Consider the following 17,845-nt stretch of genomic DNA (forward strand, 5'->3'; position numbering starts at 1 on the left):
CAGTAGAACGGGCTCGAGTGAACAACCCGTTGAACCGAGAACGGCCACCGCATCATGGAAAAGGTGCTAGTGGACCGTCAAGCTTAGAACTGCGAGTTGGTACGTAGTGGACTTCGCCAGAAGTCCCTAAGAATATTTGAGTTACGGATTTCTGGCGAAATCCACTACCCTAGAATTTAATGCTGACGGTCCACTAGAAGGTCAACACGGCGTCGACCGCAAAGGTGAACTGATCGTCCTTGTCGCCTGAGTCAAAGGGAAGACCCTTTGGGCCCAGCGGCCCGCCCAAGTCAAAGTAGTCCCACCGGACCTCGGGGCGGATCCGTAGGTTGGGATGTGGTATGTAAGTCAAGCCATAGGTCAACTCGTAGAAGTCACCGACATAGCCGAAACCATCGTTGGCGTTGATTGCAAGAGCGGGGTAGTTGCCTGGACCCGCGATCTTCATGCCATCGTCGTCGCGAATGACTTCGAACCGTAGATTGGACGACCATCGAGGATTGATCGTGTAAAGGAGGTACTGATTCAATCCGTACCACTCCGCGTGATCGCCAAGGTTAACGGGCGTGTTTTGTTCGATCCCCAAGTTATGGACACCCACGTAGCGCAATTTCTTGGTCAGCTGGCGCTGATAAACCAAACTGTAAACAAAACGGTCCTGGTCACCGGGGATCCCATTCCAATCTGGTGTCATGCCGGGATCCTGTGGCCCAAAATTACATGCCCAAGCGATCGAGCTCTTTTTATCGAGACTCTCCCACTTGATCCCCCCCATGAAGTCCCAAGAGTCGTTCAAGTCCTCAAACATAAACCAACCGCGATGTAATCCGGCTTGAACGGAAAGCTGATCGGTCAGCTGATAGTCCGCCAAGAAACCGGTGACCAATTGCGGAACCGTGTAGGCGTAAGAGTAAGAGTGAGAATAGAACGGATTGGCAACCGCTGGGACGGATTCGTAATCAAGAATCGCTGCCATGTGCCCAAACTTGACCGACAGATCGTTGTAGGCAACCTCAAGGTATCCCTGCGGAATGACCAATCCGTAGTCCTGGTTGGCACCGTTGATGCGGTCCTCCAAACCGTGATTGACTCCGAAACGGAAATCCGTGCCATAGGTCATGTCAAGATGACCGCCCCATGCCCAACCGTTGCCGCCATTATCAGCCGGCCGATGGAGCCAGAGCCAGAACTGATTCAGTTGATACCGATCGTCCCAGTCGTTGGTTCCCAAAGGACCGTTGAATCCGTCTTCGGGGTTGCTGGCGTTGGACGTAAACCCCTGTTGCAACCAACCGCCAACTTTGAAACCGGACTGCTGCAGAAAACAAGGTTGTGGCATGCTCCATGGCTCGGCCGCTGCACAGCCAGATGCTTGGCAGCACAAGCCGTCACATGGCATTTCTATCGCATCGCAAGGGCCCGTCGTATCGCAACCACTGCAGCCGACATCGGGGGTCGATCCCAGCTCGCGACACACATTGCAGGCTGCTGCCGCATTTGCCGTTAGAAGAGTGAACACCATTGCCGCAATCACTCCCACGCAGGCGATTCGCGTCATGAGCTTAGCCAAGTTCATCCTCTACACTCCCTGCCTGAGACAAATCAATTAATCGCTACAAGTGGTTGTTCAACGAATACAGTCCGTTGTCCTGCTTCGTCGGTCGGAGTGGAGGACGTACTTGAGATCGAAACGCGTGTGACCCATTGCAAATGGAAAGCTTTCCCTCCGCTGGGTAGGAACCCAACGACAATGAGGATTCTTTGTGCTTGCAGGACGATGCAAGAACCGAGCCAAACCGAATCGTAGCGAACTGTCGACGGTTTCCTCTCAATTGCGGCATCGCCTCACTTAACCTATATTGTGGCGAGCGAGTCGATGGATGAGTGCACATTCCCACGATCTCAGAAGCCATCCACATCCGGACTCGCCTCTCACGCTCAAACGATCTCGAACCACCGACAAGCTCATGCCAATCCAGTGGTTCCCGGGCCACATGCACAAAGCTCGGCTTGAAATCCAGGCAATGCTTCCCAAGGTGGACGTGGTCATCGAAATCCTGGACGCGAGGATTCCCTATTCAAGCGAGAATCCAATGCTCGCCGAATTGCGGGGAAACAAACCCTGCTTAAAGGTTTTGGCGAAAAGCGATCTTGCGGACGAGACCATGACCGCGACTTGGCAAGCCCACTTCGAGGCAACCGCTGGCGTCCGCGCCCATGCGGTCACCACCGAAGACGTTCCCACGATACGACAACTGAAATTGATCGCTGCCAGAATGGTGCCGCACCGAGAGGGCAAGACGATGAACGCCATGATCGTTGGCATTCCTAACGTCGGCAAATCGACAATCCTTAATTATCTGGCGGGGCGCAAAATTGCCAAAACGGGCAACACTCCGGCGATCACCAAGCAACAACAACGAGTCAATATTGGCGACGGCATCACGCTGCTGGACACGCCCGGCATGCTCTGGCCCAACGTCCACAACGTGAATAGCGGATACCGCCTAGCCTTAATCGGTTCCATCAAAGAAACGGCCATCGACTATGCCGATATCGGTTTCTTTGGCGTTCGCTACATGCTAACGCATTATCCAGAACGACTGAGGGAACGCTACGATTTGGATTCGCTGCCCGAGACCGAGTTGGAGACGATCGAAGCAATCGGACGAAAGCGAGGATGTCTCGGCAAGAACAACCAGGTTGATATCGATCGCGCTTCGCGGATTCTTGTCACGGAACTGCGCTCCGGCGGACTCGGACGGCTGACCCTCGAAACACCGGAAATCATGGAGCACGAGAAAGCACGCACGGCAGCCGAGATCGCCGAGAAGGCAGAGCAGGCCACTCAAAAAGATGCCAAGCGAAAAAAGCGATTTCGTGACCAGCAACGAGCGAAGCGAAAATCACGCGAGATGAACTGAGCTTCGCCAAAAGAAGGTCGCGGGTTTCCCGCAATCCGATCTTGTTGTATTCGCATCCCCAAATTCATGTTCAGATCGACGGGCCCACGGACTCGTACAACTTTGCCAAGCGGTGGGCGTGTTCGTCGTAGGCGGACTCAAAAAGTTCCACCGCTCGTTCGGCACCGACGGTGCAACCCGCGGACAACACTTTGGGCGGTTGCCCCGCAGCACTCAACCGGGCGGCCACCTCCGCCTTCATGCAATTGATCAGCAAGCACCCGCCGATGGTCGAACCCGGTGCGACCGGAGTGTCCAGGTTGTCGACGTGAACCATCGCGTCGCCAGCGGGTGCCCCGGTATCAAGCACCAAATCGGCCACGTCCGCCAATTTCAACCCGCCGGCGTGTTTGGTCGCGCTCGCGTCACTATGCGATTGGCTAACCACCGCGACCACGCGGACACCGCGACGTTTGAACTGCTCAGCCATTTCGATCGGCACCACGTTGCAGCCGCTGCTGCTACAGACCAGCGCAGTGTCTTGCGTCGAGAGATCGAAATTACGCAAGATGCGCTCTGCCAATCCCGGCACATTCTCTAAGAACATCGCTTGCCGTTGACCGTTGGCTCCGACGACTAAGTTGTGGAACGTCAATGACAATTCGACGATGGGGTTGAACCCCGGAAACGATCCGTAGCGAGGCCAGAGCTCTTCGATCAGGATCCGGCTGTGGCCGCTGCCAAACGCATGGACCATCCGTCCGGCAAGAATGGTTTCCGCAAACCAATCGGCTGCTTGAGAGATATTCGGTAGTTGTTGCTGGACAATCCCAAGCAAGTTTTCGCTCGCCGAAAGATAGCGTTCCGCAGGAGAGGCCGAAGCTCGATCTAGGGAAGGGGCTCGATTCATAGAAGGGGCTTTACTCAGGAAGGTTTCCTTCGGTCACAGACCAACCGCCATCGACCTCGATGACTTGCCCTGTGACAAACTTGGATTCGTTGGATAGTAAAAAAACGGCTGCCCCATCCATGTCGGTTGGCTTGCCGACGCGGCCACCGTCGAGTGGCTGTTTGCGGCAAGCAAATTCCGAGATGGCTTCGTTTCCGACGGCTCGGGTCGCCATCGGAGTGTCCACCAAACCAGGAGCAATGACATTGAATCGAATGTTGTTCGTCGCGTATGCCGATGCCGCCGAGCGGGTCAGCCCGATGATGCCAGCCTTGGTGGCCGCGTAGGTGATCGTGCTGAAGTATCGTGGCGAAGGATGGTTGGCCAATACGCTTGATAGGTTCACCACCGAACCGCCATCTCCTTGGGCGAGAAACTGCTTGGTCGCAGCGCGGTTGGAATACAGGACACTTGCCAAGTTGAGCCGCAGGGTGAAGTCAATTCCCTCATCGGTCAACTCGTGTAGCGGCCCATCGCCGAACTTGCGTCCGCTGCCACCAGCGACATGGTAGAGAGCATCGAGTCGGCCGAAAACACGAACCGCTTCTTGCACAGCATGCTCAGCCGTCGCCGATTCTGCGGCATCCCCATCGAGGACCCAAACCTTATCGGAAACATGATGGTCATCGAAGCAGCGCTGCGCCGCGGCGATCGATTGTTGCTGGCGTCCCACGACGACGAGGTTTGCACCTTCCTGCAGACATGCCAGCGATGCGGAACGTCCAATGCCACCGGTACCACCGATGATAACGATGGTTTGATTCGCGAGTCTCATGTTCGGAACCCCGTAGAGAAGGACATCAATTGAAACCGCAATGATATCGCCCGTGTTCGTGGCTTCCAGCCGCTGGCTCTCTTTTGCATGCCGGTGGAGCTACCGCCAACTCGCTTGCCAGCAGAGATTACACGAGCAACGATTGGAAAGCAATCAGATTGAATAAAACTGGTAGGATAACGCATGATGGCACGCCCAATGTCTATAAGGGTTGCCCCACCATTACTGGCCCAATTCCAACTTGGTTGCCGCCTCAAAATCATGCTGTTGCGATTCAAGCGATTCACGATCCGTTTTGTCATGCTCTCGAACCGCTGCAGGAAACGTGGCTCTTCCGTTTGGGTAGGCAGCAGCAGCGTTAAAAACGCGGCCCATATCAGCGGTTTGCACCACCCCGGATACGGACTGGAGGATTCGGCAAGATAGCTAGATAAATTGCTGCCCATGACAAGACTCGCCCGACAAGACTCGCCCGACAAGACTCGCCCGACAAGACTCGCCCGACAAGATTCGCCGAAAGCTTCTAAAACCGAAAACCTCGCGTCCAAAGTTAGAGGAGTTGGATTAGTCCAACCCATCCGCCGCACGTCCACGATTTGACTTCAAGTAAAAGAAAGCTGCTGCCGCTACCGTGACCACAATCATGACAAGCCATAACACGATCGTGTACTGTTCCAGTGTTGCCATCGCTACCAACATGACCGTCAAGACGACACCCATGATCAGCAGTAGCCAGTCGAAATGGATTCCAGCCAGGCAACAGCTAAATGCCAATAACAGCAATGCGAAATCCGAGGAAGACTCGCGGCTAATGATCTCCTTTCGTTCCAGCACCGCCAGCACACCGAGAAAGGCCAGTAGCACAGCCCAATGCGCCAGTTCACGACTGATCAGATTCTTCAATCCATGGCCGCCTCGCTTGGCTTTGCGTGTGCTTCGCCACAATCCGAGTGCCGCATAAGTGAACACGACAAACAACCAGTACCACCAGGCACTTTGTTCCAATGCCTGACTCAATCCCATGCCAATCAATGCCAGCATGAGCATGCCACAGAGCACGCCGAACTGCAGCTTCCAACCTGTGCTGGTGTTTGTTTCTTTAACCGAACTCGACTCAGCATTCTCGTTCATCATGGTCCCCCCAAGGATCAAGTTTTCAGCACCTGTACTCCGGATCTCGTGAGGCGAAGACGCTTCGACGTATCTCGTGTGGTCAAAAATCTCGTGTGGTCAAGAAAAGGAAACAAGCAATACAAACGACGTTTTGCGAGATCGAGTCGTTTGAGGAGTCCAAGTTTTCGATCGAGATCGATACCGTACTGAGCAATTCTACTTCATTCAGGCGACGAAACCAACCAAGTGGGTGCGCAACCGCGGACTATACGGAGCCAAGCAAACTGGTTTCTCTCGCTCATTCCGTTGGAAGTAGCGAAGCGACCCCTTGAACGCCAGCTACATTTCTATCGAATTCGATTTGCTGGGTTGATTCGATTTGGCCCGTCGCATAGGTTCGAGTGAACGAGAAACTGCATCGCACTCAATCCTATTCGACGGAATCAAACATGGCGAGACCGCAATTCGAAGCGTTGGCTGCCGAGGGGGGCAACCGCTCGTGGCAGAGCTACCGCAGGGGTCGCTTGTTTGGCGAAACCGCGGCGCCACTGCTGGCGTTCATGCCCGGATCCTTCATCGCCGTTGCGGGCTTGGTGTTGACGAGCATGACTTCAGTTCTTGCATTCGCACAGAACGAGCCAAGCGAAACCGCTCGCACCGAAGTCGATGCCAAGTACCCGTACTGCATCGTCGATGTCGAAAACCTCGAAGCTCGCTCGCTGGCAACCGCCATCGAAACGTTTAATCAACAATCGATGGAAAGCCCCATTGGACGTTTTCAACCAGCGGTCACGGAAGACGAGACGCTTGATGCGATCAGAGCGTTCAGCATGCAGCCACATCTTCCCGTGAACGTGAAAGCAACGCTCGACAGGATTGCCCAAACGAAACAGCTACCAGCTACGGCTTACTTTCGACGTTTCACTCGTTACGACGATGGCCAGCGGATGAATCGAGTGTGGTGGGTGAGGTTGGTTATCACAAGTGACGAACCGCCCGTCTACGGCGTACCCGTTCGCACCAAGGAAATCTCCTGGCGATCCTACACCCAAATGGAACGCCAACAGAACGCAGCACGCGGTGTGATGCTGCTCAATCGATTCTCGAGCTACTTTGAAGTCGAGCCGAATATCCTGTTGAAGGCCGAATTTCCAAAGGATGCCCAGAAACGTCTGATTGCCGACACCAAGGCGGCCATCGAGGGGGACTCCGCCGCACTTGCGCGAGCCTTTGAATGGAACGGCGTCAGCGATTCGACTCGTGAATTTGCTACCTCCGAGCTGGAACAAATGCGTCAAGCGAACATCGAGTCGATCAAGATTCGCCCCCGCAATTTCAAGGCCCCCATGGTCCATTGGTCGGCGTACCAACATTACCAACCCAACCTTCCCATCGTCGGCTACATGGACATCGATTACCGAGACGCCAGCGATCAATCGCAACCCCTGAGGACGCTGTCGTTGGAAATCGGCAAGTTGGGCGATGAGTTGCGGATGGTCCATTACATCAAAGACGGGAAACCCAAATTGCCCAAGGAGCTCGTCAAGGGACTTTCGATCCGTGGTCAAATCGAACCACTCGCCGATGGGACCTACCTTCTCACTAACATCATCACGAATCCAGGCAGCCTCCTGTCGGCGCATCTCGCCAATGAAGAAGTCTGGAAACGATCACCCTCGCTCCAATTCTAGCATGCATCCCATCACGTTTTTCTACGCCAACCACTGCTCAAGTCATGACTGCCGAACAAAGCGACGACGTTCTTCGAAAGAGGTTTGATCGATTTGCTACGACCCACTGGAGCGTCGTTCTGTCGGCCAAACAAGGTAGTGAATCTCAAGTGCACGAAGCACTCGAGACACTTTGTCAAACTTACTGGTACGCACTCTATGCTTACGTTCGCCGCAGCGATTACGCATCGCATGATGCCGAAGAGTTGACTCAGGAATTCTTGACGCGGCTGGTTCAGCGTGATTTCCTCGGGTCGGTGGAGCCTCAGCGAGGTCGATTTCGCTCGTTCTTACTTGCTGCCATGAAGCATTTTTTGTCACACGAGCGAGAAAGGGCGAAGGCTCTGAAACGGGGAGGTGGCCGAGGCGTTCTATCACTTGATTTTCACCGGGCTGAAAAGGACTATCGATCGGAACCGGTCGACGCGATGACTCCCCAGCGTTTATTCGATCGACGCTGGGCGCTGACAATCTTGGAAAACGCGATGACGGTTTTGCAAGAGCGGTACGCGGCGTCAGGAAAATCAGACTTATTCGTTAAACTGCAGCCCTGTTTGACGCAGGCGTCGGATTCACCGTCCTATCGCGTCATCGCTAACGAATTGTCCCTGTCCGAAGGAGCCGTCAAGGTTGCCGTTCATCGACTCAAACGTGACTACCGCCGTTTGCTGAAACAACAGGTGAGCCAAACGCTCGAGAACCCAGACGACGTTGAAGACGAACTCCGAGATCTCTTTGCAGCGATCCATTCGCAAACCTAATGGAGGGAACCTGCGATCAATCGCCGAACCACCCTAAGAAATTCGTATATTTTTCTTGGTAACCTTTTACTCGCTTTCCGTCTGTAACTTGTGAACTCAACCACAACGGCCAGGAAAATGTGCGATGAACGATCCCAAGACTTGCCCCCAATGCGGCGCCACGTTGCCATCCGACGCTCCAGCGAAACTATGCCCCGATTGTCTATTGAAACTGGGGTTCGCTTCCGATTTGCAGAGCGGGGAGGCGGAAAGCGGCATGGCAAGTCACGTTGCCGAGACGATGGCTCATCCAGTCGATTTGCAGCCGGTTTCCCAAGCCCGAACGCTGGTCAGCGGAGACCAATTTGGTGGATATCAAATCATTCGCCGTCTCGGACAAGGAGGAATGGGAACCGTCTACGAGGCTCAGCAAATCGACAACGGACGGCGGGTCGCGTTGAAAGTACTGAAACACTCGCTGGAATCCCCCGAGGCTCGGCGTCGTTTTCTGCGTGAAGGTCGCTTGGCCGCTTCGGTCAATCATCCCAACAGCGTCTATGTTTATGGCACAGAGGAAATCGACAACAAACCGACGATCGCCATGGAATTGGCTGGTGGTGGGACGCTACAGCAGCGCGTCCAGCATGAAGGAGCGTTGCCATTCGGTGAAGCCGTAGACATTTCACTCCAACTGATCGCGGGATTGGAAGCGGCGCACGTGAAAGGGGTCTTGCATCGCGATGTGAAACCAGCCAACTGTTTCCTTGACGACGATGGAACCGTCAAGATTGGCGACTTCGGCCTTTCCATCTCGACATTGCCACGAAGTGAATCGCAGCTAACGATCGATGGCGAGTTTATCGGCACTCCAGCTTTTTCGTCACCGGAACAATTGCGAGGCGACGACTTGGACCTGCGGTCGGATGTTTATGCGGTCGGCGGCACGCTGTATTATCTGATTACCGGACGAGCTCCCTTCGACGCAAAGAGCATGATCCAGCTGCTGGCTCGCGCGTTGGAAAGTGCGCCGACACCGATGAGCAGTCCTCATGGCGCCGTTCCCGATGGCTTATCAAGAGTCGTGATGCGATGCCTACACAAACGCCCTGCCGCGAGATACGGAACGTACAGCGAACTGCGTGCAGCACTTCAACCCTTCCGTTCGATCGCACCGACGCCCGCAACGATGGGCTGGCGAACGATCGCAGCCGCGTTAGACATCGGGATTTGGTCAGCCGTTTTATGGGCGGTAACACTGGTCGCAACCCTGTTGTTTGGAACAGATGTGGGAATTCCTTTTCTGGATTCCCGTTTTGTCGAATATGCAGCTTGGTTCTCACTCGTAACGATCCTATTCGAGATTGCCTACTATGGAATCAGTGAAGGAATTTGGGGAGCGTCGCCTGGAAAAGCAATCTGTCGACTACGAGTCGTCAATCCCAGGAACGGTGATCGGGTTGGGCTGGGGCAAGCGTTCGTTCGTGCATCGATCTACATCATGGTGCCGGGGATTGCAAATCTGAGTTTCGCCGTTTGGATGTCGCCTCAAAACGACTATTACCCAGGCAACTACGAAATGCCGTGGATTGCTCCCGTTCCCTGGATTGCAAGCATCAGCCCGATGATTCTAACTCTGCTGCTATTTTCAAGCGTACGGCGCCGTAACGGGTATGCGGGATTGCATGAATTGGCCAGTGGCACACGAGTCGTTCAATCCTCGTCGGAGCAACAACGCCCTCTGATTGCAATCGAGGTGGGGTCATTCACAGACTCCGAGGGGACCTCCAAGATTGGTCCCTATTTCGCTCTGGATCGTCTCTATCAAACCGAATCGGAAGAGCTGGTGCTTGGTTACGACGCACAACTACTGCGCAGAGTCTGGATTCATTGCACCAAGAGCAAGGACAAGATTGAAAGTGAGGCGATACAAAAGACTCGTCGCGTCGGGCGACTGCACTGGCTGAATGGTCGTCACACAACCGACGATTGCTGGGATGCGTTTGAAGCACCGCTCGGAGTGCCTCTAACACAATTGTTGGACGACCCACTCCCTTGGAAGCAAGTTCGCTATTGGCTGGTTGACATTGCCGAGGAGTTGCAAGCCGCACGCCAGGACGGATCCTTGCCGCACAGTCTCTCACTCGATCGTATTTGGATTACCGATGATGGGCGAGCAAAGCTATTAGAATTCGTTGCACCGGGCGGTACGTCGCAGCCAATCACCCCCTTCACAATCGAGGCCGAGGTCATCGAAAACACTTCGCTGCATGTGTTCCTCAACCAGATTGCAATCGCAGCGCTCGAAGGAAAAATCGTGACGGCTGACGAGGCTGCTCGGCGCCGCGTGTCCGCTCCGCTACCGGTTCACGCTCGCCAGGTGTTGGAGGAGGTCGTGTCGTGCCAAAGCCCAGATCTTCCCGTCCCGAATCTCCACCGCTTGTTGCAAGAAACGCCATTGATCTCAAGAACTCGCCGTGTGGGTGTGCTAATCGGATGTATCTTGTTCCCCTGTTTTGCAGCGAGCACCCTGCTGCTCGGGCTGATGATCAATCAACCGATCATCGACAAGGATCCGGAAGTGCTCACCCTGCGTGATAGCTTGTTGCGTTTACAAGTGCTCGAAAATCCACACAGTACATGGAATGAGGAAAAACAAGAAGAGATTGAGTCACTAAAGACCTATGTTGCGGGCCAAACACAACAAAGACTGGCGGATCCCGATGCATGGAAATCCCTTGCAATGCGAGGGCTGATCCCCGCTGCACAGCAGCGATTGGCCGAACAGATCGCGTCGGAAATGCCACCACCTTCCGATCAGCAGATGACCGCTGCGACCACCCAAGTCAAAGAATTGCTCGGTGCCCCGTCCACCTTGATAGGATTCCCGGTCGTCCCCTTCGCTGTGCTTGCGGGGCTGATGCAGCTTCTGATTCTGATTGCCATCCCAAGCCTGTTGTGGGCATTGTTGTTTCGTGGCGGGCCATTGCTGCGAGTTTTCGGTATCGTGATCGTCAACGGAGATGGAAGCCGAGCATCAAGGATGCGTGTGCTTTGGCGCTCGGTTATCAGTTGGTCGCCGCTCCTATTGCCATTCCCACTGCTTTGGATTCTTTCCAACAAGGAAACAACCGCGTATTTGTGGTCCATTCCAATCATCACTGCCGCATCGTTTATGATACTCAGTTGGGTATCCGCATTGATCCCCTCTCGCGGCATCTCCGATCGACTGGCGGGCACCTTCCTTGTCCCTCGGTAACTCGATTTTCTCAACAAACGGCAGTAGCCGAGCTGACACCGATATCGGATGACGCGGCAAATTCAAGAAAGCGCTCACCTGCCAAAAACTTTTCGAGCTCTTTCATGGACCTCTTGTCTGCTTGGGCAGCCAACGGCGAAATTGCCGCTTCCAAATGGAATCTCGGAATCACTCCGCAGACTCAGGAATCGCCTTACCCATCAAGCTGCACGAAAACGCCATGGCGCAGACGAGCGGAAAAATGTGAGTCAGGGCTCGCAAGAACGCACCACGACCATCAATCAAAGATTCCACAATCAATGGAAGTACAAAAGACGCAAGCATCCCCGCTGCCAACACCGCTGCATTGATCGCGATCACTCTCTGCTTCTGAGTCTTGTTCATCATCAGATTCTTTGTGTAGATAAGTCAGCCACTCGGTTACCACTGTAGCATAATCGTTTTCCGTCGGATGGTCACCGATGGCTTGACGCCATGAAATGCTAAACACTTCCGTTCCGAGTACAACGGCTCTGGTGCATGAAGCCTACCTGCGCCTGGTCGGTGATAAGAATGTTCAACGGTGGGACCGTTATGGCCACTTTTTTGCTGCGGCAGCCGAAGCGATGCGGCGGATTCTGATTGAAACCGCTCGTCGACGGCAAAGAACTCTGGACCTATCCTTACGGGGATAGGCGAATCGAGAGTTATGATCTCCGTCGTTAATTTCACCTTCTCTGATTGCTTTTCACCACGCCCAGTCCCTGTAAATGATCCGCGTCATCACGGTGGGTTAGCGCTGCATCTGTCTCGGCATCCTTCCTTCGATACGCATGCACATGGGGCACGTATTCGCCCCCCACCCACCGGAAGTTGCGAAAGATCACATTCGAGTCCTGCCACATTCTGTTCTGCGGCGACAGTTCCAGCACTCCCACCTCATTGATCGTGTCACCAATTGATGCACCGGTCTTCTCATTCTGAAAGCGGGACGGGGGCAAGGTCACCGTCTGCCATCCACTATCCGCGTCCAATGCAACCTTGCAGGAATAGGTCTGAAAGTCAGCCACCCAGTAGTTCTTGTGCAACTTCACGGTGAAGTCTTCACCCGTCTCCGTTTTCATATCAAACTGCAGTGAAGCCCCCTTGGGTGCGCGAAACTCGGGATCACTCGGCGCATAGGTAAAGGGACTCACGCCTTTGGCGGAAAAACCAGGCTTGCCCTCTGGCCCCACCACCGCGTTAAGCCGCTTATCGATTCGTCCGGGAATCGGATCGGTACCGGTCGAGTTGCACGTCCAGCTTCCTACCCCCTCCTTGCCGTCGTAGAGGACACGACACGGTTCCTTAATTGTTGCCACCGCACCTAGGCTTGACGGGATCACGGCTTCCAGTGGACTCGAGATGACGACGCCCGACTTGTAAAAGATATTCGCAAAGGCAAACAGATATTCTCTCGCGTTCATCACGGGGATCGTTGCGGTATACAGGCCTCCCGACTCGCGAACCGTCGCATTACGCCAGTGCCGATTGACAGCGAAAGGCGTTTCAAGTCCGCAGAACACCTCAACCTTCACCACGTCCTGCGCGTTCGCGGGTTTCACTCTCAACATAGGAACAGCATCCTGCCCCAATGCGATGGCCGTTTCCGGATTGTCGGGCCAAGTGCCCTCACCCTTGAGGTGCACATCAAACCAGGCGGGCAGGTCATGCACAAAATCCAAGCCGATATGATGGCGGAAACGCGGCGTCAGTGCCCACGCCCTGGGCACACCTGCCGGAATCAGATCCAAGGACTGCTCCGCACGATCCATATAGCCATGGCGGTCGTTGGAGGAGCTCAAAAACAACATGGGAAACTTCACGTAGGGAGCCGACGCCTCCGGAGCCAGCGACGCACGCCAGCGTAAATCATTTGCGCTGGGCCGATACTCCGGCATCCCGACCGAGTATCTCGGATCTTCATAGGCATAGGTATTCCACCCCGCACCATAGATGGCGCAACCCGCCTTAATGCGCGGATCAAAGGCAATATTCCACATCATCGAGCCGCCCATGGAAATTCCGTAGGCCCCGATCTTGTCCGCATTCACCTCCGGCTGACGCTCCAGATAGGTCACCGCCCGCATCGAGGCCTGCGTCCACAGATAGTAGGCGTCGCTCCGTGGTGTGGGCAGGGTCACCTGGTGGCCCGTCCGTTTCTTATGGTCACCGTTCTCAACCCCGTTCCAAAGCGTATAACGCTGCCGCTTCGGCCACTCGCCGCCCCAGTTAAACGTCATCACCGCATAGCCGCGACCGGTCAGCTTCTGGAGCCAGCTTTCATTAACCGTCTGTCCACCGCCATGGATATGAACCAAACCCGGCAGATTTCTGCCGCCGGCGGGCGCAGCGTACATCCCGTAAATCCGTACATATTTGCCGTCAAACTGCTCGCCGTTGAAATAGACCTCTTTATAGCGAACGCCGTCTTGCTCCCACGTTTTCAGGACTTCCTCATCGAGCGGCTCCGCGCGAGGATCATAGCCCTCCCAAATTTCGGGAGGTGACATCGTCTTCACAGGAGCTGTTTCTGCTCCTGATGCAGAGGCGGCAAATACCAACAGCCCAGCCATCACGGTTAGCAATACTTTCACCCTATCTTCTCTCCATCCAAATGACTGATTCAATCACGTAAACTTGACATTCTCCAGACGCAGAAGGTTCTTGGTTCTGACGGCGTCGAAGAAGGCGGGATTCTCTTTCATCGCTTGCTCCGCCATGGGGGTTCGAGTCACCGTGGGAGCAACCGCATTGACGCGAATCCCATGCTCCGCCCACTCCGCTGCCATCGTTCGCGTGAGATTGTTGACACCGCCTTTTGCGCCGCTGTACGGGCCGCGGTCGGGTGCCCCGACCACTCCGGCCTGTGAAGAAATGTTGACGATCGAACCACCGTCACCCTGAGCCATCATTTGTCGAGCAACGACTTGGCTGCAAAAGAACACACTCTTCAGATTGGAATCGACAATCAGGTCATATTGCTGTTCGTCGTAGTCCAGTATCTTCTGCTGCTTGTTGTAGCCGGCGTTGTTGATCAGAACGTCAAGACGTCCGTACTGTTTCACAACGGCCGCCATAAAGGTGTGGATCGACGCTATGTCCGTGACGTCCAGCACATGAGCGAAACATTGACCGCCTGCTTGCTCGATTTCATCCGCGAGCGACTCAAGCTCGGCGGTCGTACGGCTTCCAACCGCGATACGCGCTCCCGATTTGTGAGCATCCCATGCGATGGTTCGACCGATGCCACGACCGGCACCCGTGACCACCACGACTTTGTCCTGCAAGCTGAAACTCGGCAAACTACTCATGTTGATTCTTGTTTTCGAGGCAATATTCCAGAATCCGTCCGCTCATAATGTGGATCGTAACCGCTTTGAATGGGCAAATGCCTACTGAACTTGAATTTGCTGACGAATACGCTCGATACAATGGCGAGACTCGCCGTGCCCATTGTTAACCATCGCATTTCAAGCGAAAATCGATAAGTCCGACGATTTGCCGGACAACCCATCACCTTCGGGTACTCGTGGTTGGAAAATTGGACGCAAACCTAATGAAGAAAATCCTCTTCGGCAAGCTTTTTTACCAGCTCAACCGACAGTTGCATCTCTACATCGGCGTCTTCCTGTGCCCATTCCTGGTGCTGTTCGCAATCAGCACCCTGTTGATGAACCACCCAAGTCCGCGCGATCCCGACAACCCCAAGTTCACGGAATCCACCTCGACTGTCCCGCTAAGCATCCCCGCGCAGGTTAGCGACAACCTGACACTCGCCAAGCAGAAACTCGACGAGGCCAAGGCGATCACCGACAACCCTGTCGCCAAGAGGGCCGCGCTCCAGGCCGGCAACCAGGCCAACAGCGCCGCCGCCTCGGAGCTCACCGAGCACGCCCTGCAGGAACTCAACCTCTCAGGCGAGCTCTTCTCGTTCGGCCCGGTCCGCGGCGGTCAAAAGAAGATCACCCTGATGGTTCCGGGCCGCACCACGATCGTCACACTCAACGTCGCCAAGCAGGAAGCCACCCTGCAGTATCGCGACTTCAACTTCATCGACACCATGTCCTACTTGCACCGCAACCCGGGACCGCACAAAACCAAGGGCCCCAATTGGTCCGGCTCCAAAGCCTGGAGCTGGGTCGCCGACTGGACCGTCTACCTCACGCTCTTCCTGACCGTCACCGGTATCTACCTGTGGCTGGTCATCAAGGCCGAACGAAAGGCCGGGCTTGCCTTGCTGGGCTTGGGTTTCGCCTCCTTCGCCGCCATCACCTACGCCCTGCTCGCTGCATCGTGACTCCGCGCCAGCCTCGAACACGCGTGACACAAACCCTTCCCACCTCAAGCCAAAACGCGGATGCACGATGACCGAAACCAACGAACACAAGCCCGAAACCAACACCCCCGAATCCGCTTCGACGGGTACCGCCACCCCAACTGAAATCCTCTCCCCTGCTCCCTCGACCACACTCAAAAAGTGGAACCGTAAGATCCACATCTACCTAGGCATGTATATGCTGCTGTTCCTGTGGGTGTTCTCGCTCTCCGGTCTTTTCATGAACAACCCCATGTGGTTCACTGGGGGACAACCCGATCGCGTCAAACAAGAGGCTCATGTCAACATGCCCGAGTCTGGCACACGCCTCGATAAAGCTTGGGACATCATGCGGCAACTCAACCTGCGCGGCGAGGTTTACTTCATGCGTGAGCCCGCCCCCGGAACGTTCGGTTTCCTGTGTATGCGTCCCAACGTGCGAGATTTCGTCACCGTGCAACTAGACTCCGGCGACACCGCCATCAACCATGTCACTCCAAAAAACAGATCCATTGCCGCCATTATCAACCAAATGCACGTGTTCACCGGCAACCTTGGCGAACGGCAACGCGACTGGCTTCCCACCAAGATATGGAGCTTCAGCATGGATGCCCTGGCCATCGGCCTGATCGTGCTCGTGCTCAGTTCGCTCTACATGGGTTGGCACTCGCCCCACCGCATCGGCGTGGTGATCTCGTTCGTACTCGGCATGGCCGTGTTCGCCTACTTTATGTGGGTACAAGCCGCGCTGGCTTGATAGAAAACTCAACTCCGGCCCGCTATCGCCTCCTTGCACACGCATGGGTCTGGCGCAGGACACAACGCAGGCTCGCTTTTGCTCAGACCATTTCAAACCGCTACCGGTCAACAACATCAAAGTTGCGGGGTCCCTCGCTAGGAGAAGTGAACACGCTACTTCTTTTTGTTTCGGTCGAGCAGCAATCGGACACCGACCAGGATCACGATATGGATTGCCAAGATCACTAAACCAGCAATGATCGCCCAGACTTTGATTGTCACGTCCGCTATACCTTTCGAACTATCTGAAACGACGAACGGGTGTTCCTCGATGATGGATCCCAACCTTTGCTCTGACGTTGGGCCATTCTCCTATCAACACCTTTCGATGGATGTGCCGCACCATCGCGGGCTGACTGTCGATGGCAATCACCTTACCCAGTGGCACCGCCTTCGAAAGTCGGAATGTGAAGTAGCCTGAACCATCCCAGATCCACGACCGTTTCGGTTCCCTTGAGTTCCAACGCCTGCACAACGGCTTCCGGCTTTTGCCATTCAGCTCGATCTGAACGCTCAAGGAAGTTGATGTAATCCTCGACTTCTTCGAATGGCTTCAGCTTCGTCTTGTCGATCCCAGCCTTGCTGAGCGGGCATTCGATGGGAGGAAGAGTTTGGGTGTCGTCGGCAGCCTGAATGCTGGAGAAGCTCGCAATAATGATAATGGTGACAATGATCGACGCCAGCGGCACCATGCCCGAACACAGGACAGGCGGCAACAGGTTTGACAGTCTCATTGGAATTCGCTTCATCTGTTTTCGCATTTCAGTTTGTTACATTTCGTGTCAACTCTTGATGTCCAGCACAGGTGTGTCTTGGAAAGCGTCGCTGCTTTCGATCTCGATCACATTGTCGTTTACCGAAACGCTCTTGCCTTAGTTCTTGGCTTTCTTATTTCGTTCCTGCTTCAACCTGCGGAAAACGATTCGAGGCACCGTAACCAGGGAGGATTGATGAACTGAGTCTCCAAGCCTAGATCTTACAATTCGGTCTCTTTGAATTGAGACTCTAACGGGCTTGGCTGGACATGACTGCTTTTCTGTTGCCCATTCATCCGTCAGGGTTTGCGACGTAGACGAATTGAAAAGTCTTCGGCTTTGGGAGATGTGGCTTTGAAATCAGCCTCGTTAACAAAATTGGTGGGCCAAGTCATGCTCCGGAAGTTTCCCGAGTTCATGGTATAGCACAGTTTCATAGACTTCGTCGGTTTTGAAGCCGTACGATTTTCTCAATGCCACTTTTGCTTTC

General features: G+C 54.7%; 15 protein-coding genes and 1 pseudogene. 7 read left to right on the plus strand and 9 right to left on the minus strand.

Annotated features, from left to right (window positions below):
• Positions 1–193: 193 nt before the first annotated feature.
• Entirely contained in the window at positions 194–1,558 is a 1,365-nt protein-coding gene (locus Poly41_RS03190) for a porin (RefSeq protein WP_231615358.1), read from the minus strand.
• A gap of 409 nt (positions 1,559–1,967) precedes the next feature.
• Between Poly41_RS03190 and ylqF the strand changes: the two genes are divergently transcribed.
• A complete protein-coding gene (gene ylqF / locus Poly41_RS03195; protein ID WP_146524447.1) occupies positions 1,968–2,924 on the plus strand; it encodes a ribosome biogenesis GTPase YlqF in 957 nt (318 codons plus the stop codon).
• A gap of 70 nt (positions 2,925–2,994) precedes the next feature.
• Here the strand turns inward: ylqF and Poly41_RS03200 are convergent, their stop codons facing one another.
• The 4 genes from Poly41_RS03200 to Poly41_RS03210 all read right to left on the minus strand — a co-directional run bounded on the left by Poly41_RS03200 (position 2,995) and on the right by Poly41_RS03210 (position 5,761).
• Entirely contained in the window at positions 2,995–3,813 is an 819-nt protein-coding gene (locus Poly41_RS03200; protein ID WP_146524448.1) for a sugar isomerase domain-containing protein, read from the minus strand.
• Positions 3,814–3,823: 10 nt separating this feature from the next.
• Complete coding sequence (locus tag Poly41_RS03205; RefSeq protein ID WP_146524449.1) at positions 3,824–4,627, minus strand: SDR family NAD(P)-dependent oxidoreductase; 804 nt, start codon at positions 4,625–4,627, stop codon at positions 3,824–3,826.
• A gap of 222 nt (positions 4,628–4,849) precedes the next feature.
• Positions 4,850–5,017 carry a hypothetical protein gene (locus Poly41_RS33805; RefSeq protein WP_197231032.1) on the minus strand — a complete coding sequence of 56 codons (168 nt, stop codon included), beginning with the start codon at positions 5,015–5,017 and terminating at the stop codon, positions 4,850–4,852.
• A gap of 174 nt (positions 5,018–5,191) precedes the next feature.
• Entirely contained in the window at positions 5,192–5,761 is a 570-nt protein-coding gene (locus Poly41_RS03210) for a hypothetical protein (protein ID WP_146524450.1), read from the minus strand.
• A 428-nt stretch (positions 5,762–6,189) separates the two neighbouring features.
• Here Poly41_RS03210 and Poly41_RS03215 point away from each other — a divergent pair, with 428 nt between their 5' ends.
• The 3 genes from Poly41_RS03215 to Poly41_RS03225 all read left to right on the plus strand — a co-directional run bounded on the left by Poly41_RS03215 (position 6,190) and on the right by Poly41_RS03225 (position 11,466).
• Complete coding sequence (locus Poly41_RS03215) at positions 6,190–7,431, plus strand: hypothetical protein (protein WP_146524451.1); 1,242 nt, start codon at positions 6,190–6,192, stop codon at positions 7,429–7,431.
• Between the two features lie 44 nt (positions 7,432–7,475).
• The gene (locus tag Poly41_RS03220) at positions 7,476–8,231 is read left to right on the plus strand and encodes an RNA polymerase sigma factor (protein WP_146524452.1); all 756 of its coding nucleotides are present in this window, start codon (positions 7,476–7,478) and stop codon (positions 8,229–8,231) included.
• Between the two features lie 124 nt (positions 8,232–8,355).
• Positions 8,356–11,466 (plus strand): protein kinase domain-containing protein, encoded by a 3,111-nt coding sequence (locus Poly41_RS03225; protein ID WP_146524453.1) that lies wholly within the window; start codon positions 8,356–8,358, stop codon positions 11,464–11,466.
• Between the two features lie 168 nt (positions 11,467–11,634).
• Here the strand turns inward: Poly41_RS03225 and Poly41_RS03230 are convergent, their stop codons facing one another.
• Entirely contained in the window at positions 11,635–11,853 is a 219-nt protein-coding gene (locus Poly41_RS03230) for a hypothetical protein (protein WP_146524454.1), read from the minus strand.
• 92 nt (positions 11,854–11,945) lie between these two features.
• On the opposite strand from Poly41_RS03230, the pseudogene Poly41_RS03235 reads away from it, so the two are divergent.
• Positions 11,946–12,110, plus strand: a pseudogene (locus tag Poly41_RS03235) (ECF-type sigma factor); the annotation flags it as partial.
• Between the two features lie 63 nt (positions 12,111–12,173).
• Here Poly41_RS03235 and Poly41_RS03240 read toward each other — a convergent pair.
• Both Poly41_RS03240 and Poly41_RS03245 read right to left on the minus strand, forming a co-directional pair.
• Positions 12,174–14,081 (minus strand): alpha/beta hydrolase family protein, encoded by a 1,908-nt coding sequence (locus Poly41_RS03240; protein WP_146524455.1) that lies wholly within the window; start codon positions 14,079–14,081, stop codon positions 12,174–12,176.
• 33 nt (positions 14,082–14,114) lie between these two features.
• A complete protein-coding gene (locus Poly41_RS03245; protein WP_146524456.1) occupies positions 14,115–14,798 on the minus strand; it encodes an SDR family NAD(P)-dependent oxidoreductase in 684 nt (227 codons plus the stop codon).
• Between the two features lie 245 nt (positions 14,799–15,043).
• On the opposite strand from Poly41_RS03245, the gene Poly41_RS03250 reads away from it, so the two are divergent.
• Positions 15,044–15,784: a PepSY-associated TM helix domain-containing protein gene (locus tag Poly41_RS03250; protein ID WP_146524457.1), complete on the plus strand. Its 741-nt coding sequence runs from the start codon at positions 15,044–15,046 to the stop codon at positions 15,782–15,784.
• 67 nt (positions 15,785–15,851) lie between these two features.
• Entirely contained in the window at positions 15,852–16,559 is a 708-nt protein-coding gene (locus Poly41_RS03255) for a hypothetical protein (RefSeq protein WP_146524458.1), read from the plus strand.
• A 415-nt stretch (positions 16,560–16,974) separates the two neighbouring features.
• On the opposite strand, the gene Poly41_RS03260 is transcribed toward Poly41_RS03255, so the two are convergent.
• Complete coding sequence (locus Poly41_RS03260; protein WP_146524459.1) at positions 16,975–17,349, minus strand: hypothetical protein; 375 nt, start codon at positions 17,347–17,349, stop codon at positions 16,975–16,977.
• Positions 17,350–17,845: the final 496 nt, after the last annotated feature.

Source organism: Novipirellula artificiosorum (genome assembly GCF_007860135.1).
GTDB classification, from domain to species: domain Bacteria; phylum Planctomycetota; class Planctomycetia; order Pirellulales; family Pirellulaceae; genus Novipirellula_A; species Novipirellula_A artificiosorum.

Coding starts and splice junctions, on each gene's coding strand:
- Poly41_RS03200 (WP_146524448.1), bottom strand. CDS start 3,813: ATGAATCGAGCCCCTTCCCTAGATCGAGCTTCGGCCTCTCCTGCGGAA.
- Poly41_RS03245 (WP_146524456.1), bottom strand. CDS start 14,798: ATGAGTAGTTTGCCGAGTTTCAGCTTGCAGGACAAAGTCGTGGTGGTC.
- Poly41_RS03190 (WP_231615358.1), bottom strand. CDS start 1,558: ATGACGCGAATCGCCTGCGTGGGAGTGATTGCGGCAATGGTGTTCACT.
- Poly41_RS03225 (WP_146524453.1), top strand. CDS start 8,356: ATGAACGATCCCAAGACTTGCCCCCAATGCGGCGCCACGTTGCCATCC.
- Poly41_RS03250 (WP_146524457.1), top strand. CDS start 15,044: ATGAAGAAAATCCTCTTCGGCAAGCTTTTTTACCAGCTCAACCGACAG.
- Poly41_RS03230 (WP_146524454.1), bottom strand. CDS start 11,853: ATGATGAACAAGACTCAGAAGCAGAGAGTGATCGCGATCAATGCAGCG.
- Poly41_RS03260 (WP_146524459.1), bottom strand. CDS start 17,349: ATGAAGCGAATTCCAATGAGACTGTCAAACCTGTTGCCGCCTGTCCTG.
- ylqF (WP_146524447.1), top strand. CDS start 1,968: ATGCCAATCCAGTGGTTCCCGGGCCACATGCACAAAGCTCGGCTTGAA.
- Poly41_RS03215 (WP_146524451.1), top strand. CDS start 6,190: ATGGCGAGACCGCAATTCGAAGCGTTGGCTGCCGAGGGGGGCAACCGC.
- Poly41_RS03205 (WP_146524449.1), bottom strand. CDS start 4,627: ATGAGACTCGCGAATCAAACCATCGTTATCATCGGTGGTACCGGTGGC.
- Poly41_RS03210 (WP_146524450.1), bottom strand. CDS start 5,761: ATGATGAACGAGAATGCTGAGTCGAGTTCGGTTAAAGAAACAAACACC.
- Poly41_RS03255 (WP_146524458.1), top strand. CDS start 15,852: ATGACCGAAACCAACGAACACAAGCCCGAAACCAACACCCCCGAATCC.
- Poly41_RS03220 (WP_146524452.1), top strand. CDS start 7,476: ATGACTGCCGAACAAAGCGACGACGTTCTTCGAAAGAGGTTTGATCGA.